The sequence below is a fragment of the Variovorax sp. Soil_C_19 genome, from assembly GCF_057657255.1.
Map to the genome: position 1 here is coordinate 809,985 of NZ_JBDGIV010000001.1, position 25,442 is coordinate 835,426.

Genomic DNA, 25,442 nt, shown 5'->3' on the forward strand with positions numbered 1-25,442 from the left:
GCATTCACCTGAAAAATTTGGCAAGCGCGGGTGGCGAAATTGGTAGACGCACCAGGTTTAGGTCCTGACGTTCGCAAGAACGTGCCGGTTCGAGTCCGGCCCCGCGCACCAGCCACACCCTCACAAGGAAGACACCATGACCGTGACCGTTGAAACTCTCGAGAAGCTCGAACGCAAGATCACGCTGACCCTTCCGGTCGGCACCATCCAGTCGGAAGTCGATTCGCGCCTCAAGAAGCTCGCGCGCACCGTCAAGATGGACGGTTTCCGTCCCGGCAAGGTGCCGATGAACGTCGTGGCCCAGCGTTACGGCTACTCGGTGCACTACGAGGTCATGAACGACAAGGTCGGTGAAGCCTTCTCGCAGGCCGCCAACGAAGCCAAGCTGCGCGTGGCCGGCCAGCCCCGCATCACCGAGAAGGAAGAGGCGCCCGAGGGCCAGCTGGCCTTCGACGCGGTGTTCGAGGTGTTCCCCGAAGTCAAGATCAACGACCTGGCGAACGCCGAAGTCGAGAAGCTCTCGGCCGAAGTGGGCGACGATGCCATCGACAAGACGCTCGAGATCCTGCGCAAGCAGCGCCGCACCTTCGCGCAGCGCGCCCAGGATGCCGTGGCCGAGGACAACGACCGCGTGACGGTCGACTTCGAGGGCAAGATCGACGGCGAGCCGTTCCAGGGCGGCAAGGCCGAAGACTTCCAGTTCATCGTCGGCGAAGGCCAGATGCTGAAGGAATTCGAAGAGGCGGTGCGCGGCATGAAGTCGGGCGACAGCCGCACCTTCCCGCTCTCGTTCCCGGCCGACTACCACGGCAAGGACGTGGCCGGCAAGCAGGCCGACTTCATGGTCACCGTGAAGAAGATCGAAGCCTCGCACCTGCCCGAAGTCAACGAGCAGCTTGCCAAGTCGCTCGGCATTCCCGAGGCCACGGTCGAGGGCCTGCGCGCCGACATCAAGAAGAACCTCGAGCGCGAAGTGAAGTTCCGCCTGCTGGCACGCAACAAGAACGCGGTGATGGACGCGCTGGTTGCCAATGCCGAACTCGACCTGCCGAACGCCAGCGTGCAGTCGGAAGTGAACCGCATGATCGAAGGCGCCCGCGCCGAGCTCAAGCAGCGCGGCATCAAGGACGCCGACAAGGCCCCGATTCCCGAGGAAGTGTTCCGTCCGCAGGCCGAGCGCCGCGTGCGCCTGGGCCTGGTGGTGGCTGAGCTGGTGCGTGCCAACGACCTGCAGGCCAAGCCCGAGCAGATCAAGGCTCACGTCGACGAACTGGCCGCGAGCTACGAGAAGCCGGCCGACGTCGTGCGCTGGTACTTCAGCGACAACAACCGCCTGGCCGAGGTCGAGGCGGTCGTGATCGAGAACAACGTGACCGACTTCGTGCTCGGCAAGGCCAAGGTCACGGAAAAGTCGGTGACGTTCGACGAGCTGATGGCGCAGCAGGGCTGATCCCGGCACCGCACGCATGATGGCGAATGGGGCTTGTGCTTTGCGGCACGAGCCCCATTTCACTCAAGCGTACAGTCATATTCGAACAGCGAACGAACCCTTTTTCCCGGAGCATATTCATGAGCGCACAGGGCATCCAGAATCTCGGCATGATCCCGATGGTCGTCGAGCAGTCGGGCCGCGGCGAGCGGTCGTACGACATCTATTCGCGCCTCCTCAAGGAGCGCATCGTCTTCCTGGTCGGCGAGGTGAACGACCAGACCGCCAACCTCGTGGTGGCGCAGCTGCTGTTCCTCGAGAGCGAGAACCCGGACAAGGACATTTCGTTCTACATCAACTCACCCGGCGGCAGTGTGAGCGCCGGCATGGCGATCTACGACACCATGCAGTTCATCAAGCCTGACGTTTCCACCATGTGCATCGGCTTCGCGGCCAGCATGGGCGCCTTCCTGCTCGCAGCCGGCGAGAAGGGCAAGCGCTTCTCGCTGCCGAATTCGAAGGTCATGATCCACCAGGTGCTCGGCGGCGCGCGCGGCCAGGCGACCGACATCGAGATCCACGCCCGCGATATCCTGCGCACCAAGGACCAGATGAACCGCATCCTGGCCGAGCGCACGGGCCAGCCGCTCGAAAAAGTCAAGACCGACACCGAGCGCGACTATTTCCTCACGGCCGACGAGGCCAAGGATTACGGGCTGGTCGACCAGGTCATTGCAAAGCGCGGTTGACTCCGGCCGCGGCGCCGCATGCGCCAAAAGGCAAAAACGGCGTTTTCCCCACGGGAAACGCCGTTTTTGTTTAGTTATCATTGTCCCACCCCCGTTAACGAGGCATCTGTCCATGGCCGAGAAAAAAGGCTCTTCCAGCGAAAAAACGCTTTACTGCTCGTTCTGCGGCAAGAGCCAGCATGAGGTCAAGAAGCTGATCGCGGGCCCTTCGGTCTTCATTTGCGACGAGTGCATCGATCTCTGCAACGAGATCATCCGCGACGAACTCCCCGCCGGCGAGGAATCGCGCGAGGGGCGCAGCGACCTGCCGACGCCGCTCGAGATCAAGACCAACCTCGACAACTACGTGATCGGCCAGGAGCCGGCCAAGCGCATGCTGTCGGTGGCCGTCTACAACCACTACAAGCGCCTGCGCCACAAGGAAAAGGCCAAGGGCGAGGACGTCGAACTCAGCAAGAGCAACATCCTCCTGATCGGCCCGACCGGTTCAGGCAAGACGCTGCTCGCGCAGACGCTCGCGCGCATGCTCGACGTGCCGTTCGTCATGGCCGACGCCACCACGCTGACCGAAGCCGGCTACGTGGGCGAAGACGTCGAGAACATCATCCAGAAGCTGCTGCAGAGCTGCAACTACGAAGTCGAGCGCGCCCAGCGCGGCATCGTCTACATCGACGAGATCGACAAGATCTCGCGCAAGTCCGACAACCCGTCGATCACGCGCGACGTGTCGGGCGAGGGCGTGCAGCAGGCGCTGCTGAAGCTCATCGAAGGCACCATGGCGAGCGTGCCGCCGCAGGGCGGGCGCAAGCATCCGAACCAGGACTTCCTGCAGATCGACACGACCAACATCCTGTTCATCTGCGGCGGCGCCTTCGCCGGCCTCGAGAAGGTCATCGAAGCACGCACCGAAGCCTCGGGCATTGGTTTTGGCGCCTCGGTCAAGAGCAAGGCCCAGCGCAGCGTCACCGAGGTGTTCCGCGAGGTCGAGCCCGAGGACCTGATCAAGTTCGGCCTGATCCCCGAGCTCGTGGGCCGCATGCCCGTGGTGGCCTCGCTGGCCGAACTCAGCGAAGACGCCCTGGTGCAGATCCTGACCGAGCCGAAGAATGCCGTCGTCAAGCAGTTCACCAAGCTGCTGCAGATGGAGGGCGTCGACCTCGAGATCCGCCCGGCGGCGCTCAAGGCCATCGCGCGCAAGGCGCTGGCCCGCAAGACCGGTGCGCGCGGGCTGCGTTCGATCCTGGAACAGTCGCTGATCGACACGATGTTCGAACTGCCGAATGCCACCAACGTCGACAAGGTTGTGGTCGAAGAATCCACAATCGATGAAAACAAGCCGCCGCTGCTCGTGTACCGCGAGGCGGCCAAGAAGGCCTGAGTGAGCGCAGCGCCGGCCCTTCCTTTCGGCAAGGCTGCTGGCGCCTTCGACAAAGACCGGGCGCGCAGGGTTGAAATGCCCGCACACCCATCCATCTTTGCCTGATCAAACAAAGGATTTTCATGTCCGGTCATACCCCCCTGCCTGCTGAAGCGATCGACCTGCCGCTGCTGCCGCTGCGCGACGTCGTCGTGTTCCCCCACATGGTGATCCCGCTGTTCGTGGGACGCCCGAAGAGCATCAAGGCGCTCGAGCTGGCGATGGAAGCCGAACGTCGCATCATGCTGGTGGCCCAGAAGGCCGCCGCCAAGGACGAGCCCTCGGTCGAGGACATGTTCGAGGTGGGCTGCGTCTCGACCATCCTGCAGATGCTGAAGCTGCCCGACGGCACCGTGAAGGTGCTGGTCGAAGGCCAGCAGCGCGCGAGCGTGAACCGCATCGACGACGGCGAGACCCACTTCACGGCCAACGTGACGCCCCTGGCGGCGACCGAGGGCGGCGAGAAGGGCACGGAGGTCGAGGCGCTGCGCCGCGCGGTGATGCAGCAGTTCGACCAGTACGTGAAGCTCAACAAGAAGATCCCGCCCGAGATCCTGACCTCGATCTCCAGCATCGACGATCCGGGCCGCCTGGCCGACACCATTGCCGCGCACCTGCCGCTCAAGCTCGACAACAAGCAGGCCGTGCTCGACCTGGACGACGTGAAGGCGCGGCTCGAGAACCTGTTCGGCCAGCTCGAGCGCGAGGTCGACATCCTCAACGTCGACAAGAAGATCCGCGGCCGCGTGAAGCGCCAGATGGAGAAGAACCAGCGCGACTTCTACCTCAACGAGCAGGTCAAGGCGATCCAGAAGGAGCTCGGCGAAGGCGAGGAGGGCGCGGACATCGAGGAGATCGAGAAGAAGATCAAGCTCGCCAAGATGCCCAAGGAAGCGCTCAAGAAGGCCGAGGGCGAGCTCAAGAAGCTCAAGCTGATGTCGCCCATGTCGGCCGAGGCCACGGTGGTGCGCAACTACATCGACGTGCTGGTCAGCCTGCCGTGGAGCAAGCGGACCAAGATCAAGCACGACCTCGCCAATGCCGAGGCGGTGCTCAACGCCGACCACTACGGCCTCGAGAAGGTCAAGGACCGCATCCTCGAGTATCTCGCGGTGCAGCAGCGCGTGGACAAGGTCAAGGCGCCGATCCTGTGCCTCGTGGGGCCGCCGGGCGTGGGCAAGACCTCGCTCGGGCAGTCGATCGCCAAGGCCACGGGCCGCAAGTACACCCGCATGGCGCTCGGCGGCATGCGCGACGAGGCCGAGATCCGCGGCCATCGCCGCACCTACATCGGCGCGCTGCCGGGCAAGGTGCTGCAGGGCCTGGGCAAGATCGGCACGCGCAATCCGCTGTTCCTGCTCGACGAGATCGACAAGCTCGGCACCGACTTCCGCGGCGACCCGTCGAGCGCGCTGCTCGAGGTGCTCGACCCCGAGCAGAACCACACCTTCGGCGACCACTACGTCGAGGTCGACTTCGACCTCTCCGACGTGATGTTCGTCGCCACGTCGAATTCGATGAACATCCCGCCGGCGCTGCTCGACCGGATGGAAGTCATCCGCCTCTCGGGCTACACCGAGGACGAGAAGACCAACATCGCGCTCAAGTACCTGCTGCCCAAGCAGATGACGAACAACGGCGTGAAGGAAGAGGAACTGCTCGTCACCGAAGAGGCCGTGCGCGACATCGTGCGCTACTACACCCGCGAGGCGGGCGTGCGTTCACTCGAGCGCGAACTGTCGAAGATCTGCCGCAAGGTGGTCAAGAGCCTGTTGCTCAAGCAGCTCACGCCCAAAGTCGTGGTCGACGGCACCAACCTCAATGACTTTCTCGGCGTGCGCAAGTACAGCTTCGGCCTGGCCGAGAAGCAGAGCCAGGTCGGCCAGGTGGTCGGCCTTGCCTGGACCGAGGTCGGCGGCGACCTGCTCACGATCGAGGCGGTCACGATGCCCGGCAAGGGCGTGATCAGCCGCACGGGCTCGCTCGGCGACGTGATGAAGGAGTCGGTCGAGGCCGCGCGCACCGTGGTGCGCAGCCGCTCGCGCCGCCTGGGCATCAAGGACGAGATGTTCGAGAAGCGCGACATCCACATCCACGTGCCCGACGGCGCCACGCCCAAGGACGGCCCGAGCGCCGGTGCGGCGATGACGACGGCCTTCGTGTCGGCGCTCACGGGCATCCCGGTGCGCAGCGACGTCGCGATGACCGGCGAAATCACGCTGCGCGGCGAGGTCACGGCCATCGGCGGCCTCAAAGAAAAGCTGCTGGCCGCACTGCGCGGCGGCATCAAGACCGTGCTGATCCCCGAGGAGAACGCCAAGGACCTGCAGGACATTCCCGAGAACGTGAAGAACGGCCTCGAGATCGTGCCGGTGAAGTGGATCGACAAGGTGCTCGAGATCGCGCTCGAGAAGATGCCCGAGCCGCTGTCCGACGAGGAAGTCGCGGCCTCGGCCGCCGCCGTGGCCGAGCTTGCCAAGCAGCGCGAAGGGCGGGCGTCCGAGGGCTCGGTCAAACATTGAGCGGTCGAGCTTGCCGAGCCCCGAAAAAGTGTTCTATAATTCGAGGCTCGAAACGCGGGAATAGCTCAGTTGGTAGAGCGCAACCTTGCCAAGGTTGAGGTCGAGAGTTCGAGACTCTTTTCCCGCTCCAGTTTTGAAAAAGGGAAGCACTGCTTCCCTTTTTTTCGCAAGTTCGATTTCGTTTTCAGCGTGGCGCGATAGCAAAGCGGTTATGCAACGGATTGCAAATCCGTGTAGCCCGGTTCGACTCCGGGTCGCGCCTCCATCCTCTCTGGTCAGTTTGATCCACCCGCACAGAAAATCGCCCCGCCAACCTGCGTTGCCGGGGCTCGTTTCGTTTGGGTTATCGTCGATGTCCAACCCGAGGCCCGGATGGTGAAATTGGTAGACACATCGGACTTAAAATCCGCCGCTTCCTTAATCGGGGCATACGGGTTCGACCCCCGTTCCGGGCACCATATCTAGACAAGGGAGCACACAATGCCTCGTTACAACGCTCCATTCGAAATCCATGTTCACGGCGACGTGCCGCTCAGGGCCGACGTCGGCTTCGACCAGATCCAGGAAGCGCTGAAGCCGCTGTGGGTCTACGCCGGCGCCAAGTCGCTGGCGGACGGCGCCACGAGCAGTTATGAAGAGGAGCCCGGCATCCGCTTCGAGCAGAAGGAGCACATGCTCCAGATGTGCTGGACCGTGACCGGCGACGAAGACTTCCGCCAGTCGCTCGATGAGATGTGCATGGCGCTGAACGAACTGTCCGAGCGCGGTGCCGCGATCGAGGTCACGTTCTACGACACCGACTTCGACGAGGAAGAGGGCGACCCCGACGAAGAGTCGCGCGACGACTTCCTGATGCTGTTCGTCGGCCCGAACCCGGCGGCGATCATGCAGGTGCAGCGCGACCTGCTGGTCGAAGACGTGGTCAACCTCATGGAGCGGCATTTCGACGGCGCCGAACTCGGCGGCGTGGTGGCCGAGATCGACCGCCTGTTCAGCGACCGCTTCGACGCGCTCGTCAACTCGCTCGAGATCGGCAAGCGCCCGCGGGGCACCGGCGGCAGCGGCAGCGGTGGCGGCCATGGCGGTGGCCGCCGACCACGCCACCTGCACTGAGAAGCTGCGAACGAACCGGCCATGCCCGCTCAGCCCGCCCAGACCCGCCCGCTCGTCGTTGCAAATGCTCGCCGTAGCGCAAGCTACGACTGCGCTTTGCGCCTCGATCGGACGCGCCTGGACGACCTGCTCGGACACGTCCAGTTCATTCACAGCTTCTGACATGCGAGCGTCCGCAGCGCGGGCGCAACACGCCTGCCATGCGGCGCGCGCACGATGATCGCCGCATGGCCGCTTCCCCCAAGCTCTTTCCTTCCAGCGCCCTCAACGCCGGCGTGCGCAAGCGCGAGGTTTTCGGCTGGGCGATGTACGACTTTGCGAACTCGGGCTACACGACCGTCGTGATCACGGCCGTGTTCGCGGCCTACTTCGTCGGCGGTATCGCGAAGGGCGCACCATGGGCGCCGTTCGCCTGGACCGTGGCGCTCAGCATCTCGTATGCGATCGTGATGCTCACCATGCCCGCGATCGGCGCCTGGGCCGACCTGCATGGGGCCAAGAAGCGGCTGCTGGCGATGGCCACCACGGGCTGCGTGATCGCAACGGCGGCGCTGGCGCTGTCGCCACGCTTCTCGGGTGCCACGGGGGTTGCCGTGGCCATGGCGCTGGTCATCGTGTCGAACACCTTTTACTCGTATGGCGAGTCGCTCACGGGCGCGTTCCTGCCCGAGCTCGCCACGGCCGAGGGCATGGGCAAGGTCAGCGGATGGGGCTGGGCCTTCGGCTACATCGGCGGCATGCTGGTGCTTGGCCTGTGCCTGGCCTACGTGCTCTCGGCGCAGGCCCGAGGGCTCCCCGCGGCGCACTTCGTGCCGGTGACGATGCTCATCACCGCGGCCATCTATGGCGCGGCGGCCTGTGTCACCTTTGTGCTGCTGCCCGAACGCGCAAGGCCACGTCCGCAGGCCGCGGCGCAGTCCAATGCCTGGCAGCAACTTCGTGCGACCTTCCGCGAGGCGCGCGCCTACCGCGACTTCATGACGCTGCTGGCCTGCACCGTCTGCTACCAGGGCGGCGTGGCCGTGGCCATCACACTGGCCGCGATCTATGCCGAGCAGGTGATCGGTTTCGTGGCGAGCGAGACGATGGTGCTGATCTTCGTGCTCAACCTGGCGGCCGCAGTGGGTGCCTTCGGCTTCGGCTACGTTCAGGACCGCATCGGCCACAAGTTCGCACTGGCCGGCACGCTGGTGGCATGGATCGCGGTCTGCGTGATCGCTGCCGCGGCCGGCAGCAAGGGGGCCTTCTGGTGGGCCGCGGCCATTGCGGGGCTGGCGATGGGGTCGAGCCAGTCGGCCGGCCGCGCCATGACGGGCTATTTGGCGCCGCCGGCGCAACTGGCCGAGTTCTTCGGGCTCTGGTCCTTTGCCACGCGGCTCGCGAGCATCGTCGGTCCGCTGATGTTCGGTGCAATCACCTGGGCCACGGGCGGCAACCAGCGAGTTGCGATCCTGTCGACCGCCGTGCTGTTCGTCGCGGGCCTGCTGCTGCTGTGGCCGATCGACATGCGGCGCGGCCGCGAGGCCGCGCTGCGAGGTCGGACATAGGCTTCAGGAGCCGCCGAACAGGCTGCCGTTGGTCAGCGGCCAGCCGGTGCCGGCCTGCGACTTCCAGTTCGCTGTGTTCTTCACGCTCGTCGCAAAGGTCGCGATGTCCCCCGGCGTTGGGGAGGCAGGGAGCATCGGACCGTCGTAGAGCACGTCGAACTTGTCCGCAAAGTGGATCGCGGCGCCCGTGCTGCTCAACGCCGCGGGAATGCTGCCAGCGCCGGTGGCCGGGCCCACCGTGATGCTGGCCAGGTAGGCGCCCACGCCACTGATCGCACCGGCCGCGCCGTCGCCCAGGTTCGCGACCGTGCCGCCGACGAAGGCGTAGACCGTCTCGTTGGTGCCGCTGAGGCCACCGCCCGCGCCCTGCGTGGTGCCGACGTCGGCGATCGGATTGGTGTTCTTGATGTCAGGCTGGATGGTCACGATGCTGCCCACCGCGAGGTTGCGGTCCGTGGTCCAGACATAGGCGCTTTCGTTGGTCAGGCCGTCGAACTCATCGTCGGCGGTGCGATCGCGATCGGTGAACACGATGCGTGTGCCGGCATCCATCGGCTTGAGCAGCACGAAGGCGAAAGCGTCGGTCTTGTCGGCATTCAGGCCCAGGAACAGGATGTCGCCGGCACCGAACGGGGGCGGTGCGCTGGTGGTGAAGGCGATGGTGCTCGTGTCGGCGATGCCCGCGAATGCGTTGCCTTTGGCATCGACGATCGCGTTGGCATCCACCGTCATGTAGTAGCCGGTGGACGCGCTCAGTGGCTCGGTGGGCGTGAACGTCAGCACGTTGAAGGCGCGCCGGACACGCGCAGTCGGGCTCGCGGCAGAGAAGGTCTCGACCACGCTGCCGTCGGCCTTGTGCAGAACGATGTTGCCCGCACCGAGGCGCACGCCCTCGTTGAAGTTCAGCGTGATCGTCGCGTTCACGCCCACGCTGCCATCGTCGGCCTTGGGCGAGGCGCTCTTGAGCACCGGCGCGGCGGTGTCGACCCAGGGCTGGTCGAGGCGCACGACGAAGCCGTCGAATTTCTGGTCGGCGGGCGCAAGGTCCTTCGATACCTCGGTCTGGTCCGCCCACACCGTGTCGCCGTTGTCGAGCAGCAGTTGCACTTCGGTGCCGGCGGCCACAGGGCCGGGCACCTCGACGATCGATTCGAAGCTGCCGCCCGTCGCCTTGCGCAGGGTGTCGAGGTCGTTCGACAGCTCCACGGGGGCTTCGCCCGCGCGGCCGCTCCAGGCAAACAGCGCGAAGTTGCGGTCGACGAGCGCGCTCGCCGGGCCTGCGGGGCCGGCGACGATCAGGTAGCGGCCGTCACTGCCCTTGTCGATCGAACGGATGCCGCGGCCGCCGAGGTCGATCTCGATCGGCGCGCCGAAGCTTGCCTGCGTTGCGGTGCGGGCCACCAGCGCGGCGTAATTCTCAAGCGGCACGATCAACGCATGGGTGCGCAGCGAGGCGCCAGTCTGCGGCGCGCGAAAGCCCAGCCACAGTGCACCGTCGCCCGGTGCGGCGGCCATGCCCTCGATGGAGAAGCCGTTGGCCTGCTCGGGAACGACGCCCGCCGCCGCCGAGACCGCGAAGCCGAATCGATCGGCGCCCAGGCCATGCACGTTGCCGGCATCCCAGGCCACTAGCTGGCTTTCGAGTTGCGAGAACTCGCCGACGTAGCTGAAGGTGGTGCCGGCGCCGCTGCCGCCGAGCTTCACTGCGAAGAGGTGCGAACGGTCGGGTGCGTCGTCGCCGTCCTTCTTGTTGCTGTTCGAGCCCGTGAAGTACAGCGTGTCGCCGACGCGCGTGCCAGCCTCGAGGTCGAGTTCCTTCGTGAGCTGGGGGCCATCGGTTTCATAGCTCCACTCCTTCACCGCGGCGCCACCCGCTCGCGGATAGACCCGCAGCACATTGGCCTCGTCGTCGGCCACGAGCATGTAGCCGTCGGGCAATGCGATGGCAGTGGAGGCATCGGACGAGCCTTCGGTCGTGCCGGCGGTCGGCGTGAACCGGGCCTCGGAGACCAGTTGCGGCTCGGCCGCCGCAGGCGGTGGTTCGGTCGCAGGTGGCGTGGTGGCCACGGGCGGCACGATCGGCGGAAAGAACGCAGCGCCGCCATCGTTGCCGCCACCGCACGCGGCGAGCAGGAGGCCGAGGGCGCTGGCGAGCAGCAGGGGCTTGAAGGGAATGGCGGCAGCGTGTGGCTTTTTGGGATTGTTCATGGCGCGCGGTGTGGCAAGCAAGCAAACCGCGGATCGTGCTGCTTTCGTATGACAGCGCCGTGAAGCAGACAGCCGCTGCTGCGCGCCGCTCAGGGCACCGGCTCGCGCAGCGACTTGGGCACGCGGTAGCGCTCGCCGTCGTAGCGCAGCGTCAGCGTGTCGAAGCGCGCGGGCAGGGACACCAGGGCGCAGTTCTGGTCATCGTCGCGCCACAGCGCGCGACTGCGGGTTCGCGTGCGCGAGAGCTGCAGGTCGTGCCAGCCGTTGCTTGTCGACGGAGCGACCGAGAGCATGGTGCGCAGCTTCTCGAAGCGACCGCTGCAGCTCTGGTCCCACTCGCCGCTGTCGTGGTCGAGTTCGATCTCGGGCAGCACCTGGCGCAGCTTGCTGCCCTGCTGCACGTAGAGGCGCAGCGTCTCGATCGCGGTCGAATTGCCCGGCGCGATGCCGCGGTAGCGCACGCGCAGGCCGAAGGCGCGCGTGTCGCTCGAGAGCACGTAGCGCGAGGTGTCGATGCGGATGTCCTGGATCGCGGTGGCACTGTCCTCGTCGAGTGCCTCTGGCTGGCGGATGCGCGCGATGACGGTGTCGCGATCGGTGTTGCCGTTGTCGGGGCGTTGGATCAGCAGCAGTTCGAGATCGAAGACCTTCGCGCCCGAGCTGCTGACCTCTTGCGGCACCGGCAGCACCACGATGCTGCGTCCCGGAAATGCGGGCCACGGCTTGCAAGCCGCGAGGCGCTCATCGAGCGATCGGTCCGGGTAGAGCTTGGCATGCATGCGCTCGGCCAGCCCGCTCTCGCACGCCGCGTGCGTGGCGCCGGCGGCCACGAGACCCAGCAGCAGCAACAGGGCGCGGCGCAGGCCGGAACGTAGCATCATCTGCGCGGCTTCATGCGGCCGCCGCCACCGGCGGCAGCGGCAACCAATGCATGGCCGCCATTTCAAGCGCGGCCAGGTCGCCACTGCCCGCGAGCACCAGGGCGCCTTCGCTTGTTTCGGCAAGTTGCCCGAGCGAGGCCAGCACGCGGCGCGTCTGCTGAGCCACCGGGGCCCCGGTGTCGATGAAGCGCAGCGACGGCGGCGCATGGCGCTGCAGTTCGTGCCGCACGAGCGGGTAATGGGTGCAGCCGAGCACCACGGCGTCGGTCTCGCCGGGCGCATCGCCGAACGGGCCGGCCTCGGCCATATAGCGTGCGCAGAGCGCCGCGATGGCTGCACCATCGAAGCCCTCGATGGCCTTCACGAGCCCGTCGCAGGGCACCGCGCGGACCGTCGCCCCGGCCGCAAAGGTGTCGCACAGCGCCGCGTACCTGCTGCTTGCGAGCGTCCCGCGTGTGGCCAACACCGAGATGCGGCCCGTTCGGCTCGCGGCCACCGCGGGCTTGAGCGCGGGCTCCAGGCCCACGATCGGCAGTGCCGGATGTTCGGCGCGCAGCAGGTGGATGGCCGCGGTGGTGGCCGTGTTGCAGGCCACCACCAGCGCCTTGATGCCGTGTTCGCGCACCAATTGCCCGGCCACCGCGCGCGAGCGCTCGATCACGTAGGCATCGCCGCGCTCGCCATAGGGGGCGTAGGCCGCGTCCGAGAAATAGACGAAGCGCTCGTGCGGCAGTTCGGCGCGCAGCGCGGCGAGCACGCTGAGCCCGCCGACACCGCTGTCGAAGACGCCGACCGCGCTCAAGCTCAGGCTTCTTCCATCATGATGGTCTTGAACTCGCCGCTGGCGATGCGCTTCTGCCACTCGGCCGGGCCGGTGATGTGCGCGCTGGTGCCGCCGGCGTCGACCGCCACGGTCACGGGCATGTCGACCACGTCGAATTCGTAGATCGCTTCCATGCCGAGGTCTTCGAAGCCGACCACCTTGGCGGTCTTGATCGCCTTGCTCACGAGGTAGGCGGCGCCGCCCACGGCCATGAGGTAGGCGCTCTTGTGCTTCTTGATGGCCTCGATCGCGACCGGGCCGCGCTCGGCCTTGCCGATCATCGCGATCAGGCCGGTCTGGGCCAGCATCATCTCGGTGAAGCCGTCCATGCGGGTGGCGGTGGTCGGGCCGGCGGGGCCCACGGCTTCGTCGCCGACGGGATCGACCGGGCCGACGTAGTAGATGACGCGGTTGGTGAAGGCTACCGGCAGCTTCTCGCCCTTGGCGAGCATGCCCTGGATGCGCTTGTGCGCGGCATCGCGGCCGGTGAGCATCTTGCCGTTGAGCAGCAGCGTGTCGCCGGGCTTCCAGCTGGCGACTTCGGCGGGCGTGAGGCGGTCGAGGTCGACGCGCTTGCTCTTCTTCTCGTCGGGCGCCCAGTTCACGTCGGGCCACAGGTCGAGCGAGGGCGGATCGAGGTAGACCGCGCCGCTGCCGTCCATCACGAAGTGCGCATGACGGGTGGCCGCGCAGTTGGGGATCATCGCGACGGGCTTGCTCGCGGCGTGCGTCGGGTACATCTTGATCTTGATGTCGAGCACGGTGGCCAGGCCGCCCAGGCCCTGCGCGCCGATGCCGAGCGCATTGACCTTCTCGTACAGCTCGAGGCGCAGTTCCTCGACCTTCGAGAGCGGCTCCTTGCGCGCGGCCTTGGCCTGCAGTTCGTGCATGTCGAGGTCGTCCATCAGGCTTTCCTTGGCCATCAGCGCGGCCTTCTCGGCCGTGCCGCCGATGCCGATGCCGAGCATGCCGGGCGGGCACCAGCCGGCGCCCATGGTCGGCACCGTCTTGAGCACCCAGTCGACCACGCTGTCGCCGGGGTTCAGCATCACGAGCTTGCTCTTGTTCTCGCTGCCGCCGCCCTTGGCCGCGACGGTGACCTCGACCGTGTTGCCGGGCACGATCTCGGTGAAGATCACCGCGGGCGTGTTGTCCTTGGTGTTCTTGCGGTCGAACTGCGGGTCGGCCACCACCGAAGCGCGCAGCGTGTTGTCGGGATGGTTGTAGCCGCGGCGCACGCCTTCGTTGACCGCGTCCTCTAGCGAGCCGGTGAAGCCGCCCCAGCGCACGTCCATGCCCACCTTCAGGAACACGTTGACGATGCCGGTGTCCTGGCAGATCGGGCGATGGCCTACCGCGCTCATCTTGCTGTTGGTGAGGATCTGCGCGATCGCGTCCTTGGCGGCGGGGCTCTGCTCGCGCTCGTAGGCCTTGGCCAGGTGGGCGATGTAGTCGGCGGGGTGGTAGTAACTGATGTACTGCAGCGCGGCGCTGATCGATTCGATCAGGTCGGCCTGCTGGATCGTGGTCGTCATGGTGGGGGGTCTTTTTTGGATGTGGAAACGCCCCCCGATTATCTCAGCCGCCGCCGCCGGCCGCCGCGCGCGCCTCGGCGATCCAGCCGTCGAACAATTGCTGGTGCGCCCGGATCCAGCCGTCGGCGTGGCGCTCCACGTCCTGCGCCGTGCTGGCGCCCTGGCTCATGCGCAGGTTCTGGGCGTTGATGTCGCCGATCGGCAGCTTCATGATCTCGAACAGCCGGGCGGCGGCCGGGTTCTTTTCGGCGAATTCGCGATTGGCGACGATGCGCTCCTCGTTCGCCAGGAAGCCGTAGTTCTTGCCGTTCGGCTGCCGGGTGTCGCCGCCGGGCGAGGAGGAGGAGGGCACCTGCAGCCACACCACGTCCGAACCCGGGCGCAGCACGGCGCTGACCCAGTAGGGCGTCCAGGTGTAGTAGAGGATCGGCTTGTCCTGCTTGAACCGCGCGATGGTGTCGGCCATCAGCGCCGCATAGCTGCCCTGCTTGTGCGTGACGGTGTCGCGCAGCTGATAGGCCGTCAGGTGGTTTTCGATGGCGAGTTCGCAGCCCCAGCCGGGGTTGCAGCCGGTGAGGTCGGCCTTGCCGTCGCCGTCCGCGTCGAACAGCTTCGCGATTGCCGGGTCCTTGAGTTGGCCGATGTCGTTGATGCCGTACTGCTCAGCCGTCTTGCGGTCGATCAGGTAGCCCTGAACCGCGCCCTCCGAATACACGCCCTTGCGCCAGAGCTTGGCGTCGCCGCCGCTGTTCTCGTAGAAGTCGGCATGCAGCAGGCTCCAGTGGTGGGCCATGAAGGTGGCATCGCCATTGGCGATGGCGAGGTGCTCGGTGGCGGGTTCGAGGTCGCGCATCGGCTCGACGGTGTAGCCGAGCCGCTCGAGCCCGCGCATCACGAGCAGGGTCTGGAAAGCCTCTTCGGCGAGCGAGCTCTTGAGCGGCTGCACGGTCACGCCGGCGCCGGGCAGGTCGGCGCTGGCCTGTGCGGCCAGTCCCGAGAAAGCGAAGGCAAGGGCCAGCAGACCGCGTGCAACGAAACCGGCGGTGCGTGGCTTGTCGTGGTGGTTCTTCATGCGTATTGTTTCCTTCTTCGTCATTGCGCCTGCGCCGAAAGTGCCGGCGCCGGTTCGGCCGCCGGGCGGCCCGGGGCCACGGCGCGCTGCAGCAGGCGCAGCGCGAGGCCTGCCGGCCCCGTGTGCCACCAGCGGCGGCCTGCGGCGCGGCGCGACTGGCCCATGGCCTGGGTCAGCCGGTCGAGCGAGATGGCCAGCAGCACGATGCCCAGCCCGCCGACGGTCGCCAGGCCCATGTCGAGCCGACCGATGCCGCGCAGCACCATCTGGCCCAGCCCGCCGACCGCGATCATCGAGGCGATCACCACCATCGACAGCGACAGCATCAGCGCCTGGTTGATGCCGGCCATGATCGACGGCATGGCCAGTGGCAGCTGCACCTTCACGAGCATCTGCCAGGGCGAGGCGCCGTAGGCGCGCGCCGCCTCGATCAGGTCGGGCCGCACCTGGCGCAGGCCCAGGTTGGTCAGGCGCACGAGCGGCGCGAGGGCGAAGACGATCGTCACGATCACGCCCGGCACGTTGCCGATGCCGAACAACATGACCACCGGTACCAGGTACACGAAGGCGGGCGTGGTCTGCATCGCGTCGAGCACCGGGCGCATCACGCGCTGCGCGCGGTCGCTGCTCGCCAGCAGCACGCCGAGCGGCAGCCCGACCAGCATGCAGAAAACCAGCGAGGTCAGCACCAGCGACAGGGTCACCATGGCCTCCGGCCAGATGCCGAGCATGGCCACCAGCAGCAGCGACACGGCCGTGCCGATGGCGATCGCGCGGCCCGCGAACTGCCAGGCGAGCAGGCCGACGAGCGCGATCATCGCGAGCGGCGGCAGCCCGTTCAGCAGGCCCTGCACGCCGTCGAGCGTGCTGTCGATCGGCAGCCGCACGGTCTGGAAGAAGGGCCGGAAATGCGTGACCACCCAGCCCAGGCCCTGGTTGATCCAGGCTTCGACGGGCAGCGAGCCGTCCCACAGCCGGTGCAGCGCGAAGCCGCCGGCGGCCGGGTCGACCGCGGTCGCGGCCTGGGCTGCGGGGGCATCGAGCCAAGCGCTCGTGGCCGACGCGTCGGGCGCGGCGGAAAGCGCCTCCCACGGGTCGATGTAGGCGGGCGCAGCGGCGGTGTCGGCCGGGGCGGATGACATCGTGTTGTCGTTCATCGGTTCGGTTTTCTCCGGAAGTTCGAAATCAGTGCGGCTCGGCGGCCAGCGCAGGGGCGGCGTGGGGCGCGGCGGGTTCGATCGGCGGCGTGTCGCGGTCGAGGAATCTCAGCAGCGTGGTCTTGCTGATCGCACCGCAGAAGCGGCCGTCGCCCGCCACCACCGGCAACGCGCATGGCGCCTGCGCAAGCAGGCCGATGAGCCCGGCCACCGGCGCCTCGGCATCGATCGTCGGCAAGCCCTCGAGAAAAGCATGCTGCAGGCCGAGCGGACCCGCACGCCCGTCGAGTGCAGTGCGCAGCGTGTCGGCCGAGACCACGCCGAGGAAGCGCCTGCCCGGGTTCACCACGTAGGCGAAGTCGCGGTCCTGGTCTTCGAGCAGCTGCAGCGCCGCGCGCGCACCGCGCTCCGGGTGCTCGCTCACCACCGTGAGCGACTTGCGCGCGATGTCGGCCGCCTTGAAGACCGCCGCGGCGTCCACGCCGCGCACGAAGCTGCGCACGTAGTCGTCGGCGGGGCTGCGCAGGATCTCGTCGGGCGTGCCGACCTGGATCACGTGGCCGTCCTTCATGATCGCGATGCGGTCGCCGATGCGCATCGCCTCGTCGAGGTCGTGCGAGATGAAGACGATGGTGCGGCGCTTTTCCTGCTGCAGCCGCAGCAGCTCCGACTGCATCTCGGTGCGGATGATCGGGTCGAGCGCCGAGAAGGCCTCGTCCATCAGCAGGATCGACGGGTCCGATGCCAGTGCACGCGCCAGGCCGACGCGTTGCTGCATGCCGCCCGAGAGCTCGTCGGGGTAGCTGCCGCCCCAGCCCGCGAGGCCCACCTGGGCGAGCGCCTGGTCGGCCTGCGCGAGGCGCTCTTTCTTGCTGGTGCCGGAGAGTTCGAGGCCGAACGCGGTGTTCTCGCGCACCGTCATGTGCGGCATCAGCGCGAAGGACTGGAACACCATGCTGATGTCCTTGCGACGCAATGCGCGCAGCCTGGCGTCGGAGTGCTCGTTGATGTCGGCGCCGTCGATCACGATGCGTCCCGCGGTCGGCTCGATGAGCCGGTTCAGCAGCCGCACCAGTGTCGACTTGCCCGAGCCCGACAGGCCCATGATCACGAAGACCTCGCCGGCTTGGATCTCGAAGGTGGCGTCGAACACGCCGATCGACTGGCCCGTGCGGGCGAGGATCTCTTTCTTGCTCAGCCCTTGGCGGACCAGTTCGAGCGCGTCTTCGGGGGCGTCCCCGAAAACCTTGAAGACATGGTCGATGAGAATTCCCTTGGCCATACGCCGGAGCTCCTTGTGCGAAGGTTGGACACAGTGCCGCCCGCAGGCGGCAGCGCCACGCCGTTCAGCCGGGGAGGACTGGGCAAACCAATGGCAACGCGAAGAGGCGCGCCATCGGCCGCAAGTGCAGGACGTGGCATCGGGGCCGGAGCGAAGCCCGGCCGATTCGCCGGGCGGGCCCGGCGAGAGATCCATGCACCGCGACGGGAAGCGGGTTCCGCGAGTAGTGCAAGGGCAACCAACATGACTTGTTGGTCGACTGAAGCCCAAGATTATAACTTTTGAGTATGACGCGGGTCAACCCGGGGCGTCTATCGTGAAGCAGTTCACGGCCGGGAAAGGCTTAGGCAAATGCGAGCTATTCCTATTCGCCGATACTCGGCACCGCGCCCGGCGAGCGGCGTCTTTTCTTCACGACTGCGGAGCTTTCCTTCATGACCACACCCCCCAAGACCCGTGCCGAGCGCGACACCTTCGGCCCGATCGACGTGCCGGCCGACAAGCTGTGGGGCGCGCAGACGCAGCGCTCGCTGCAGAACTTCGATATCTCGGGCGAGCGGCAGCCGCGCGAGATCATCAAGGCGCTGGCCCAGGTGAAGCGCGCCTCGGCGGTGGTCAACCATGCGCTCGGCCTGCAGGACGAGAAGAAGACCGGGGCCATCGTGGCGGCGGCCGACGAAGTCATCGCTGGCGGGCACGCCGACGAGTTTCCGCTCGTGGTGTGGCAGACCGGTTCGGGCACGCAGACCAACATGAACGTCAACGAGGTGCTGGCCAACCGCGCGAGCGAACTGCTCGGCGGCGAGCGCGGCGAAGGGCGCCTGGTGCATCCGAACGACGACGTGAACCGCAGCCAGTCGAGCAACGACGTGTTTCCCACCGCGATGCACGTGGCGGCGGTCGAGGCGATCACGCAGCGGCTGCTGCCGGCGATCGCCAAGCTGCGCGGCACGCTCGAGCAGAAATCGAGGGATTTCGCCGACATCGTGAAGATCGGCCGCACCCACCTGCAGGACGCGACGCCGCTCACGCTCGGGCAGGAGTTCTCGGGCTACGTGGCGCAGCTTGCGCACGGCGAAGCGCACGTGCGCGCCGCGCTGCCGCACCTGTGCGAACTGGCGCTCGGCGGCACGGCCGTGGGCACCGGCCTCAATGCGCCCAAGGGCTACGCCGAGCAGGTGGCGGCCGAACTCGCGAAGCTCACCGGGCTGCCGTTCGTCACGGCGCCGAACAAGTTCGAGGCCATGGCCAGCGTCGACGCGCTGGTGCACGCGCACGGCGCGCTCAAGACGCTGGCCGCGAGCATGACCAAGATCGCCAACGATGTGCGCTGGCTCGCGAGCGGCCCGCGCAGCGGCATCGGCGAACTGAGCATTCCCGAGAACGAGCCCGGCTCTTCGATCATGCCCGGCAAGGTCAACCCGACCCAGAGCGAGGCCGTCACGATGCTCGCCGCCCAGGTGTTCGGCAACGACGTCGCCATCAATATCGGCGGCGCCTCGGGCAACTTCGAGCTCAACGTGTTCCGCCCGATGGTGGCGCACAACTTCCTGCAGAGCGTGCGCCTCCTGGCCGATGGCATGGTGAGCTTCAACGACCATTGCGCCGTGGGCATCGAGCCAAACCGCGAGCGCATCACCGAGCTCGTGCAGCGTTCGCTGATGCTCGTGACCGCGCTCAACACGCACATCGGCTACGACAAGGCCGCCTTCATCGCAAAGAAGGCGCACAAGGAGGGCAGCAGCCTGCGCGAGGCCGCCATCGCCTCCGGGCACCTCACGGCCGAGCAGTTCGACCAGTGGGTGGTGCCGGAGAACATGACGGGGCGTTGAGCAATCCAGCGCCAGCAGCATGAAAAAAGGAACCTTGCGGTCCTTTTTTCTTTCAATACCCGACCGTGTAGCGCTGGCGCGAATGCGCCGGCTTCTCGAGCTCGTCGATGAACGCGATCGCGTAGTCCTCGAAGCTGATCCAGCTGCGGCCTTCGGCGCCCAGGAGCAGGTCGTCCTTGCCGAGGCGGAACTTGCCGGTGCGCTCGCCTTCGACGAACTCGGCCGAGGGCGACAGGAAGGTCCAGTCGAGCTCGCTTTCATTGCGCAGCGCCTCGAGGAACACGCCGCCAGCCGAGGCCTCGGCGCGGTAGGCGTCGGGGAAGTCCGGCGTGTCGATCACCTTCAGGCCCGGGGCCGCGAACAGGCTGCCGGCTCCACCGACGACGAGCAGCCGCTTCACGCCCGCGCGCTTGACCGGCGCGATGATCGCGGCCGGCGGCACGGTGGCGAAGTGGGCCGCGCTGAACACGGCGTCGTGGCCGGCCACGGCTTTTTCGAGTGCCACGCCATCGAGCACGTCGAGGTCGATCGGCTTGACGTTCGCGCGGTCCGCGAGTTTGGCGCTGGCGTGGCGCGCGATGGCCGTCACGGTGTGGCCGCGGCGGAGCGCTTCGTCGAGAAGGCGGCCGCCAGCGCGTCCGGTGGCGCCGATGATGGCAATGTGGCTCATGGATGACTCCTGGATGTGGATGGGACCCACCGCATCTTAGGTTTCTGTTTTTGAAAGAAATACTCCGAAATTCGCGCTTGTTTGTTCCTAGAATCGTACGAATGGACCGATTGAGCGCGATGCGGGTGTTCGTGGCGGTGGTGGATTCGGGCAGCCTCTCGGCCGCGGCAGAGAAGCTCGGGTTTTCGCGCCCGGTGGTTACGCGCTATGTGGCGGAGCTTGAGCAATGGACCGGTGCACGGCTGCTGCACCGGACCACGCGCCGCCTGAGCCTGACCGCGGCCGGCGAGGAGCTGCTGCCGCGCTGCCGCCAGATGCTCGAACTCGCGGGCGACATGCAGGCCGCCGTGCGCCACCCGGCCGAAGCGCCGCGCGGGCAGCTGCGCATCACGACCAGCACCTCGTTCGCGCAGGCGCAGCTGGCCGATGCAGTGGCCGACTACGTGCGGCTCCACCCGGGCGTGGCGGTCGACCTGGTGCTGCTCGACCGGGCAGTGAACCTGGTCGACGAACGCATCGACCTGGCGATCCGCGTGGCCGCCGAGATCGACCCGAACCTGATCGCACGCCGCCTCACCGACTGCCGCTCGGCGGTCTGCGCCTCGCCCGCATACCTGGCGGCCAAGGGCCGGCCGCTGGCGGTGGAAGAACTGGCGCAGCGCAACTGCCTCACGCACTCGTATTTCGGGCGCAGCCTCTGGAATTTCACGCGCAAGGGCAGCGGCGAGCCGGCGTCTGTTGCGGTCGCGGGCAACGTCTCGGCCAACGATGCGGCCAGCCTGATGTGCCTCGCGCGTGCGGGCGCGGGCATCGCGATGCTGCCGACCTACCTGGCCGCGCCGCTGCTGCGGCGCGGAGACCTCGTGCGGCTGTTCGACGACTTCGAGCCGCAGGTGGTGGGCATGTATGCCGTCTATGCCTCGCGCAAGCACATGCCGGCCACCCTGCGCACCATGCTCGACTTCCTGGCCGGGCGCTTTACCGAAGTGCCCGCGTGGGATTTGCCGAACGCGGGCTGATCGAAGAAGGGGAGGTAGCGATCAGTGGCGATTGCCGCTGCTGTGCGGTGCCGGGCCCATCAAGCGGTCGGTGTAGGCAATGGCCATGGCCGAGAGCAGGAACGCGATGTGGATCACGGTTTGCGCGATCAGCACGCGGTCGGTGTAGTTGTCGGCATTGATGAAGGTCTTCAGCAGGTGGATCGAGCTGATGCCGATGATGGCGGTCGCCAGCTTGACCTTGAGCACCGAGGCATTCACATGGCTCAGCCACTCGGGCTGGTCGCGATGGCCCTCGAGGTCCATGCGGCTCACGAAGGTCTCGTAGCCGCCGACGATCACCATGATCAGCAGGTTCGAGATCATCACCACGTCGATCAATGCGAGCACCACCAGCATGATCACGGTTTCGTTGAGCGACGTGACGGGCGCTGTGGTCTTGTAGCCGATGCTCGTGATCAGCGCCTGCAGCGCGTCCTTGCTTCCGAAGGCGGCTTCCACCAGATGCAGCAGCTCGACGAGGAAGTGCACCACGTAGACGGCCTGCGCGATGATCAGCCCCAGGTAGAGCGGCAGCTGGAGCCATCGGCTCGCGAAGATCAGCTTGGGCAGGGGCCGCAGCGGCGAGCTCCGGCGCGGCGTGGTCGGGGGATCGAAGGATTCGGGTGCGGACATCGGAAGGCCGGAAGGGAACGATCGCGGATTCTAGGGTGTCCGGGTGGCCGACTCGTATTAACCCTGAGAACTAACATCGGACCTGGCCGACCCGTCAGTGACCCGTAAGTGGCCCCGTCGACATTACGGCCGCACCCATTCAGGAGACAAGACAATGAGCAGCAGCAGCAATGCATCGAAGAACATCGAGTCCGTTCTGGTGGAAAACCGTGTATTCCCGCCCGACGCCCGCGCCACCGACGGCGCCCGCGTGGCCGGCATGGCCGCCTACGAGGCGCTGTGCAAGGAAGCCGAGCAGGACTTCGACGGCTTCTGGCGCCGCCAGGCCGAGAGCCACCTGAACTGGAGCAAGCCCTTCACCCGCACGCTCGACGAGTCGAACGCGCCGTTCTACCAGTGGTTCGGCGACGGCGAACTCAACGCCAGTGCGAACTGCCTCGACAGGCACATCGGCACGCCGGTCGAGAACAAGACCGCGATCGTCTTCGAGGCCGACGACGGCAGCGTGACCCGCGTGAGCTACAAGGAACTGCTCGCGCGCGTGAGCCAGTTCGCCAATGCGCTGAAGACCGCCGGCATCCAGAAGGGCGACCGCGTCATCATCTACATGCCGATGACCGTCGAGGGCGTGATCGCGATGCAGGCCTGCGCACGCATCGGCGCCACGCACAGCGTGGTGTTCGGCGGCTTCTCGGCCAAGGCGCTGCAGGAGCGCATCATCGACGCCGGCGCGGTCGCCGTGATCACCGCCAACTACCAGCTGCGCGGCGGCAAGGAGCTGCCGCTCAAGGCCATCGTCGACGACGGCATCGCGCTCGGCGGCTGCGAATCGATCAAGAACGTCGTCGTGTACGAGCGCACGCCGAGCGCATGGAACCGCGTCGAAGGCCGGGACAAGAGCTTCGCCGAAGCGCTGCAGGGCCAGAGCACCGAATGCGCACCGGTGCCGGTGAATGCCGAGCATCCGCTCTTCATCCTCTACACCTCGGGCTCGACCGGAAAGCCCAAGGGCGTGCAGCATGCCACCGGCGGCTACCTGCTGTGGGCGAAGATGACGATGGAGTGGACCTTCGACATCCGCCCCGAAGACGTCTTCTGGTGCACCGCCGACATCGGCTGGATCACCGGCCACACCTACGTGGCCTACGGCCCGCTCGCCGCCGGTGCCACCCAGGTGGTGTTCGAGGGCGTTCCCACCTTCCCGCATGCGGGCCGCTTCTGGCAGATGATCGAGAAGCACAAGGTGTCGATCTTCTACACCGCGCCTACTGCGATCCGCTCGCTCATCAAGGCCGCCGAAAGCGACGAGAAGGTGCACCCGAAGAACTGGGATCTCTCGAGCCTGCGCATGCTCGGATCGGTGGGTGAGCCCATCAACCCCGAGGCGTGGATGTGGTACCACCGCCATATCGGCCGCGAGCGTTGCCCGATCGTCGACACCTTCTGGCAAACCGAGACCGGCGGCCACGTGATCACACCGCTGCCGGGCGCCACGCCGCTGGTGCCGGGTTCGTGCACCTTGCCGCTGCCGGGCATCATGGCCGCGATCGTCGACGAGACCGGCAAGGACCTGCCGAATGGCGCGGGCGGCATGCTGGTGATCAAGCGGCCCTGGCCGTCGATGATCCGCACCATCTGGAACGATCCCGAGCGCTTCAAGAAGAGCTATTTCCCCGAGGAGATGGGCGGCACGATCTACCTTGCGGGCGACGGCGCGGTGCGCAGCGCCGACCGTGGCTATTTCCGCATCACCGGGCGCATCGACGATGTGCTCAACGTTTCGGGCCACCGCCTGGGCACGATGGAGATCGAGTCGGCGCTGGTGTCCAAGACCGACCTCGTAGCCGAAGCCGCCGTGGTCGGCCGGCCCGACGACGTGACCGGCGAAGCGGTCTGCGCCTTCGTGGTGCTCAAGCGCCCGCGTCCGACCGGCGAAGAGGCCAAGCAGATCGCCAACGAACTGCGCAACTGGGTGGCCAAGGAGATCGGGCCGATCGCCAAGCCGAAGGACATCCGTTTCGGCGAGAACCTGCCGAAGACGCGCAGCGGCAAGATCATGCGGCGCCTGCTGCGCAGCATCGCCAAGGGCGAGGCGATCACGCAGGACACGTCCACGCTCGAAAATCCGGCGATTCTGGAACAGTTGTCACAGATCAACTGATTTTCTGCTTGTAGGACGTAGGCTTTAGTGGGGGGCGGGGCCGATCGCGGCCCTTGGGCTGAGGTACAACCGGCGGGTCGTCTTGCGCCACCATCGGCGCGGGATCGGTTTCATCGTGTTTGATCCATCCAAGGAGGCGCCAAATGGGCGTTCGATCTGCTTTTCTTTTCGTCATCGTGCTCTTGATCGCGGCGCTGGCCGCGCTCAACTGGTACACCTTGGCGGCACCCGTCGAGATGTCGCTCGGCTTCATGACGGTGTCCGCGCCGCTCGGGCTCATCATGCTGGGACTCACGGCCGCACTGGGCGTGTTTTGCCTTGTCTACGTGCTTTACCTGCACAGCTCGGTGCTGATGGACGCCAAGCGCCACAACCGTGAAATGCAGGCGCAGCGCGACCTTGCCGACAAGGCCGAGGCCTCGCGCTTCACCGAGCTGCGCAACTTCCTCGCGGCGCAGGAAAACAAGCACATGGCACAGAACGCCGAGAACCATGCCGCGCTGCTCGCGCGCCTGGGCCAGGTCGAAACCGTGATCCGCCAGCGTTCGGAGCAGTCCGAGAACGCCGTGGCCGCGCACATCGGCCAGCTCGAAGACCGCATCGAGCGCCGGCCGCTCCCGACCGACATCAATCCGCGGGCCTGAGCGCCGCGACCGCCTCGCTGCGCGCCAGCGGCGCTTCGGGGTGGTGCTACTTCGTCGCCAGCACCCAGGCGGCCAGCTTCTTGGCGTCGGCTTCGCTGACCTGGTTGTTGGCCGGCATCGGCACCGGTCCCCAGACGCCGGAACCACCCTTGATGATCTTCGTGGCCAGCATGTCGACCGCACCCGCATTGCCCTTGTACTTGGTCGCAATATCCTTGAAGGAAGGGCCGAGCACCTTGCGCTCGACGGCATGGCAGCTCATGCAGTTCTTGGACGTGGCCAGCGCAAGGTCTGCGAAGGCCGGCGCGGCCAGGCCCAGGCCCAGGAGCGCGAAGGACAGGAGTCTTTTCATGGGGTAATTGTTAATGGCTGGGGTACATTCGATACAACGCGATTGTAGGTAGCGCCGTGCACCGGCGACCGGAAGCGTTGACTACAACCGAAGGGGTTCGCCATGTGGTTTTTGGTGCTGGGGCTCGCAGGCGTGGCCCTCAAGTATTTCGAGATCGGCATGGTGGCCGAGTGGAGCTGGTGGCTCGTGCTGTTGCCCTTTGCCATGGCCGCGGCGTGGTGGGCCTGGGCTGATTGGTCGGGCTATACCAAGCGCAAGGTCGTCGAGCGCGAAGAAAAGCGCAAGCAGACGCGCATCGACCGGCAGCGCAGCAACATGGGGCTGCCGAGCAGCAAGGCGGGCCAGCGGCCGCGGCGCTGAAGCGCACGCGGCGCG

The 25,442-nt window shown here is 66.7% G+C and carries 21 protein-coding genes and 4 tRNA genes; 15 read left to right on the plus strand and 10 right to left on the minus strand.

Translation table 11 applies throughout. From position 1 onward, the window contains the following. Positions 1-24: 24 nt before the first annotated feature. The 10 genes from AC3A6R_RS03810 (at position 25) to AC3A6R_RS03855 (ending at position 8,777) form a co-directional block, all read left to right on the plus strand. A tRNA-Leu gene (locus tag AC3A6R_RS03810) sits at positions 25-111 on the plus strand. A 25-nt stretch (positions 112-136) separates the two neighbouring features. Beyond that, positions 137-1,450: a trigger factor gene (gene tig, locus AC3A6R_RS03815; protein WP_487858981.1), complete on the plus strand. Its 1,314-nt coding sequence runs from the start codon at positions 137-139 to the stop codon at positions 1,448-1,450. Between the two features lie 119 nt (positions 1,451-1,569). Beyond that, positions 1,570-2,178 (plus strand): ATP-dependent Clp endopeptidase proteolytic subunit ClpP, encoded by a 609-nt coding sequence (gene clpP / locus AC3A6R_RS03820; RefSeq protein ID WP_487858982.1) that lies wholly within the window; start codon positions 1,570-1,572, stop codon positions 2,176-2,178. Between the two features lie 112 nt (positions 2,179-2,290). After that, complete coding sequence (gene clpX, locus AC3A6R_RS03825) at positions 2,291-3,556, plus strand: ATP-dependent Clp protease ATP-binding subunit ClpX (protein WP_487858983.1); 1,266 nt, start codon at positions 2,291-2,293, stop codon at positions 3,554-3,556. A 122-nt stretch (positions 3,557-3,678) separates the two neighbouring features. Further along, on the plus strand, positions 3,679-6,117 hold the full coding sequence (gene lon, locus AC3A6R_RS03830; RefSeq protein ID WP_487858984.1) for an endopeptidase La: 2,439 nt from the start codon (positions 3,679-3,681) through the stop codon (positions 6,115-6,117). 54 nt (positions 6,118-6,171) lie between these two features. Next, positions 6,172-6,247 (plus strand) — tRNA-Gly (locus tag AC3A6R_RS03835). A gap of 61 nt (positions 6,248-6,308) precedes the next feature. Further along, positions 6,309-6,382, plus strand: a tRNA-Cys gene (locus AC3A6R_RS03840). 101 nt (positions 6,383-6,483) lie between these two features. Then, positions 6,484-6,575: transfer RNA gene (locus AC3A6R_RS03845), tRNA-Leu, on the plus strand. A 22-nt stretch (positions 6,576-6,597) separates the two neighbouring features. Then, complete coding sequence (locus AC3A6R_RS03850) at positions 6,598-7,230, plus strand: DUF6806 family protein (protein ID WP_487863808.1); 633 nt, start codon at positions 6,598-6,600, stop codon at positions 7,228-7,230. Between the two features lie 227 nt (positions 7,231-7,457). Beyond that, positions 7,458-8,777 carry an MFS transporter gene (locus AC3A6R_RS03855; protein WP_487863809.1) on the plus strand — a complete coding sequence of 440 codons (1,320 nt, stop codon included), beginning with the start codon at positions 7,458-7,460 and terminating at the stop codon, positions 8,775-8,777. 3 nt (positions 8,778-8,780) lie between these two features. On the opposite strand, the gene AC3A6R_RS03860 is transcribed toward AC3A6R_RS03855, so the two are convergent. The 7 genes from AC3A6R_RS03860 to proV form a co-directional block, all read right to left on the minus strand. Further along, positions 8,781-10,985: an Ig-like domain-containing domain gene (locus AC3A6R_RS03860; RefSeq protein WP_487863810.1), complete on the minus strand. Its 2,205-nt coding sequence runs from the start codon at positions 10,983-10,985 to the stop codon at positions 8,781-8,783. An 89-nt stretch (positions 10,986-11,074) separates the two neighbouring features. Next, positions 11,075-11,866 (minus strand): PA3715 family protein, encoded by a 792-nt coding sequence (locus AC3A6R_RS03865; protein WP_487863811.1) that lies wholly within the window; start codon positions 11,864-11,866, stop codon positions 11,075-11,077. A 10-nt stretch (positions 11,867-11,876) separates the two neighbouring features. Next, entirely contained in the window at positions 11,877-12,668 is a 792-nt protein-coding gene (murI, locus tag AC3A6R_RS03870; RefSeq protein ID WP_487863812.1) for a glutamate racemase, read from the minus strand. A gap of 2 nt (positions 12,669-12,670) precedes the next feature. Beyond that, the gene (locus AC3A6R_RS03875) at positions 12,671-14,224 is read right to left on the minus strand and encodes a fumarate hydratase (protein ID WP_487863813.1); all 1,554 of its coding nucleotides are present in this window, start codon (positions 14,222-14,224) and stop codon (positions 12,671-12,673) included. Positions 14,225-14,267: 43 nt separating this feature from the next. Further along, a complete protein-coding gene (proX, locus tag AC3A6R_RS03880) occupies positions 14,268-15,296 on the minus strand; it encodes a glycine betaine/L-proline ABC transporter substrate-binding protein ProX (protein ID WP_487863814.1) in 1,029 nt (342 codons plus the stop codon). A 20-nt stretch (positions 15,297-15,316) separates the two neighbouring features. Continuing rightward, the gene (gene proW / locus AC3A6R_RS03885; protein ID WP_487858992.1) at positions 15,317-16,453 is read right to left on the minus strand and encodes a glycine betaine/L-proline ABC transporter permease ProW; all 1,137 of its coding nucleotides are present in this window, start codon (positions 16,451-16,453) and stop codon (positions 15,317-15,319) included. A 28-nt stretch (positions 16,454-16,481) separates the two neighbouring features. After that, a complete protein-coding gene (proV, locus tag AC3A6R_RS03890; protein WP_487863815.1) occupies positions 16,482-17,735 on the minus strand; it encodes a glycine betaine/L-proline ABC transporter ATP-binding protein ProV in 1,254 nt (417 codons plus the stop codon). Positions 17,736-18,169: 434 nt separating this feature from the next. Between proV and fumC the strand changes: the two genes are divergently transcribed. Next, positions 18,170-19,567 (plus strand): class II fumarate hydratase, encoded by a 1,398-nt coding sequence (fumC, locus tag AC3A6R_RS03895; RefSeq protein WP_487858994.1) that lies wholly within the window; start codon positions 18,170-18,172, stop codon positions 19,565-19,567. A gap of 52 nt (positions 19,568-19,619) precedes the next feature. Here fumC and AC3A6R_RS03900 read toward each other — a convergent pair whose 3' ends face one another. Continuing rightward, positions 19,620-20,237, minus strand: coding sequence for an NAD(P)-dependent oxidoreductase (locus AC3A6R_RS03900; RefSeq protein WP_487863816.1), 618 nt, complete (start codon positions 20,235-20,237; stop codon positions 19,620-19,622). A gap of 101 nt (positions 20,238-20,338) precedes the next feature. Between AC3A6R_RS03900 and AC3A6R_RS03905 the strand changes: the two genes are divergently transcribed. Further along, a complete protein-coding gene (locus tag AC3A6R_RS03905; protein ID WP_487863817.1) occupies positions 20,339-21,256 on the plus strand; it encodes a LysR family transcriptional regulator in 918 nt (305 codons plus the stop codon). Between the two features lie 21 nt (positions 21,257-21,277). Here the strand turns inward: AC3A6R_RS03905 and AC3A6R_RS03910 are convergent, their stop codons facing one another. Beyond that, positions 21,278-21,910 carry a YqhA family protein gene (locus AC3A6R_RS03910; RefSeq protein ID WP_487858997.1) on the minus strand — a complete coding sequence of 211 codons (633 nt, stop codon included), beginning with the start codon at positions 21,908-21,910 and terminating at the stop codon, positions 21,278-21,280. A 154-nt stretch (positions 21,911-22,064) separates the two neighbouring features. Between AC3A6R_RS03910 and acs the strand changes: the two genes are divergently transcribed. Beyond that, positions 22,065-24,071, plus strand: coding sequence for an acetate--CoA ligase (gene acs, locus AC3A6R_RS03915; RefSeq protein WP_487863818.1), 2,007 nt, complete (start codon positions 22,065-22,067; stop codon positions 24,069-24,071). A gap of 143 nt (positions 24,072-24,214) precedes the next feature. Continuing rightward, positions 24,215-24,715, plus strand: a complete 501-nt coding sequence (locus AC3A6R_RS03920) for a LapA family protein (RefSeq protein WP_487858999.1) — start codon at positions 24,215-24,217, stop codon at positions 24,713-24,715. 46 nt (positions 24,716-24,761) lie between these two features. Here AC3A6R_RS03920 and AC3A6R_RS03925 read toward each other — a convergent pair whose 3' ends face one another. Beyond that, positions 24,762-25,067: a c-type cytochrome gene (locus tag AC3A6R_RS03925; RefSeq protein WP_487859000.1), complete on the minus strand. Its 306-nt coding sequence runs from the start codon at positions 25,065-25,067 to the stop codon at positions 24,762-24,764. Between the two features lie 102 nt (positions 25,068-25,169). Here AC3A6R_RS03925 and AC3A6R_RS03930 point away from each other — a divergent pair, with 102 nt between their 5' ends. Then, the gene (locus AC3A6R_RS03930) at positions 25,170-25,427 is read left to right on the plus strand and encodes a TIGR04438 family Trp-rich protein (RefSeq protein ID WP_487863819.1); all 258 of its coding nucleotides are present in this window, start codon (positions 25,170-25,172) and stop codon (positions 25,425-25,427) included. The last annotated feature ends 15 nt before the right edge of the window (positions 25,428-25,442 follow it).

Excerpts from the sequence above, each read along its gene's own strand:
- fumC (WP_487858994.1), top strand. The coding sequence starts at position 18,170 with ATGACCACACCCCCCAAGACCCGTGCCGAGCGCGACACCTTCGGCCCG.
- tig (WP_487858981.1), top strand. The coding sequence starts at position 137 with ATGACCGTGACCGTTGAAACTCTCGAGAAGCTCGAACGCAAGATCACG.
- proV (WP_487863815.1), bottom strand. The coding sequence starts at position 17,735 with ATGGCCAAGGGAATTCTCATCGACCATGTCTTCAAGGTTTTCGGGGAC.
- AC3A6R_RS03850 (WP_487863808.1), top strand. The coding sequence starts at position 6,598 with ATGCCTCGTTACAACGCTCCATTCGAAATCCATGTTCACGGCGACGTG.
- acs (WP_487863818.1), top strand. The coding sequence starts at position 22,065 with ATGAGCAGCAGCAGCAATGCATCGAAGAACATCGAGTCCGTTCTGGTG.
- AC3A6R_RS03900 (WP_487863816.1), bottom strand. The coding sequence starts at position 20,237 with ATGAGCCACATTGCCATCATCGGCGCCACCGGACGCGCTGGCGGCCGC.
- clpP (WP_487858982.1), top strand. The coding sequence starts at position 1,570 with ATGAGCGCACAGGGCATCCAGAATCTCGGCATGATCCCGATGGTCGTC.
- AC3A6R_RS03875 (WP_487863813.1), bottom strand. The coding sequence starts at position 14,224 with ATGACGACCACGATCCAGCAGGCCGACCTGATCGAATCGATCAGCGCC.
- proW (WP_487858992.1), bottom strand. The coding sequence starts at position 16,453 with ATGAACGACAACACGATGTCATCCGCCCCGGCCGACACCGCCGCTGCG.
- AC3A6R_RS03920 (WP_487858999.1), top strand. The coding sequence starts at position 24,215 with ATGGGCGTTCGATCTGCTTTTCTTTTCGTCATCGTGCTCTTGATCGCG.
- AC3A6R_RS03925 (WP_487859000.1), bottom strand. The coding sequence starts at position 25,067 with ATGAAAAGACTCCTGTCCTTCGCGCTCCTGGGCCTGGGCCTGGCCGCG.
- AC3A6R_RS03905 (WP_487863817.1), top strand. The coding sequence starts at position 20,339 with ATGGACCGATTGAGCGCGATGCGGGTGTTCGTGGCGGTGGTGGATTCG.
- clpX (WP_487858983.1), top strand. The coding sequence starts at position 2,291 with ATGGCCGAGAAAAAAGGCTCTTCCAGCGAAAAAACGCTTTACTGCTCG.
- AC3A6R_RS03855 (WP_487863809.1), top strand. The coding sequence starts at position 7,458 with ATGGCCGCTTCCCCCAAGCTCTTTCCTTCCAGCGCCCTCAACGCCGGC.
- AC3A6R_RS03865 (WP_487863811.1), bottom strand. The coding sequence starts at position 11,866 with ATGATGCTACGTTCCGGCCTGCGCCGCGCCCTGTTGCTGCTGCTGGGT.
- AC3A6R_RS03910 (WP_487858997.1), bottom strand. The coding sequence starts at position 21,910 with ATGTCCGCACCCGAATCCTTCGATCCCCCGACCACGCCGCGCCGGAGC.
- lon (WP_487858984.1), top strand. The coding sequence starts at position 3,679 with ATGTCCGGTCATACCCCCCTGCCTGCTGAAGCGATCGACCTGCCGCTG.
- proX (WP_487863814.1), bottom strand. The coding sequence starts at position 15,296 with ATGAAGAACCACCACGACAAGCCACGCACCGCCGGTTTCGTTGCACGC.
- AC3A6R_RS03930 (WP_487863819.1), top strand. The coding sequence starts at position 25,170 with ATGTGGTTTTTGGTGCTGGGGCTCGCAGGCGTGGCCCTCAAGTATTTC.
- AC3A6R_RS03860 (WP_487863810.1), bottom strand. The coding sequence starts at position 10,985 with ATGAACAATCCCAAAAAGCCACACGCTGCCGCCATTCCCTTCAAGCCC.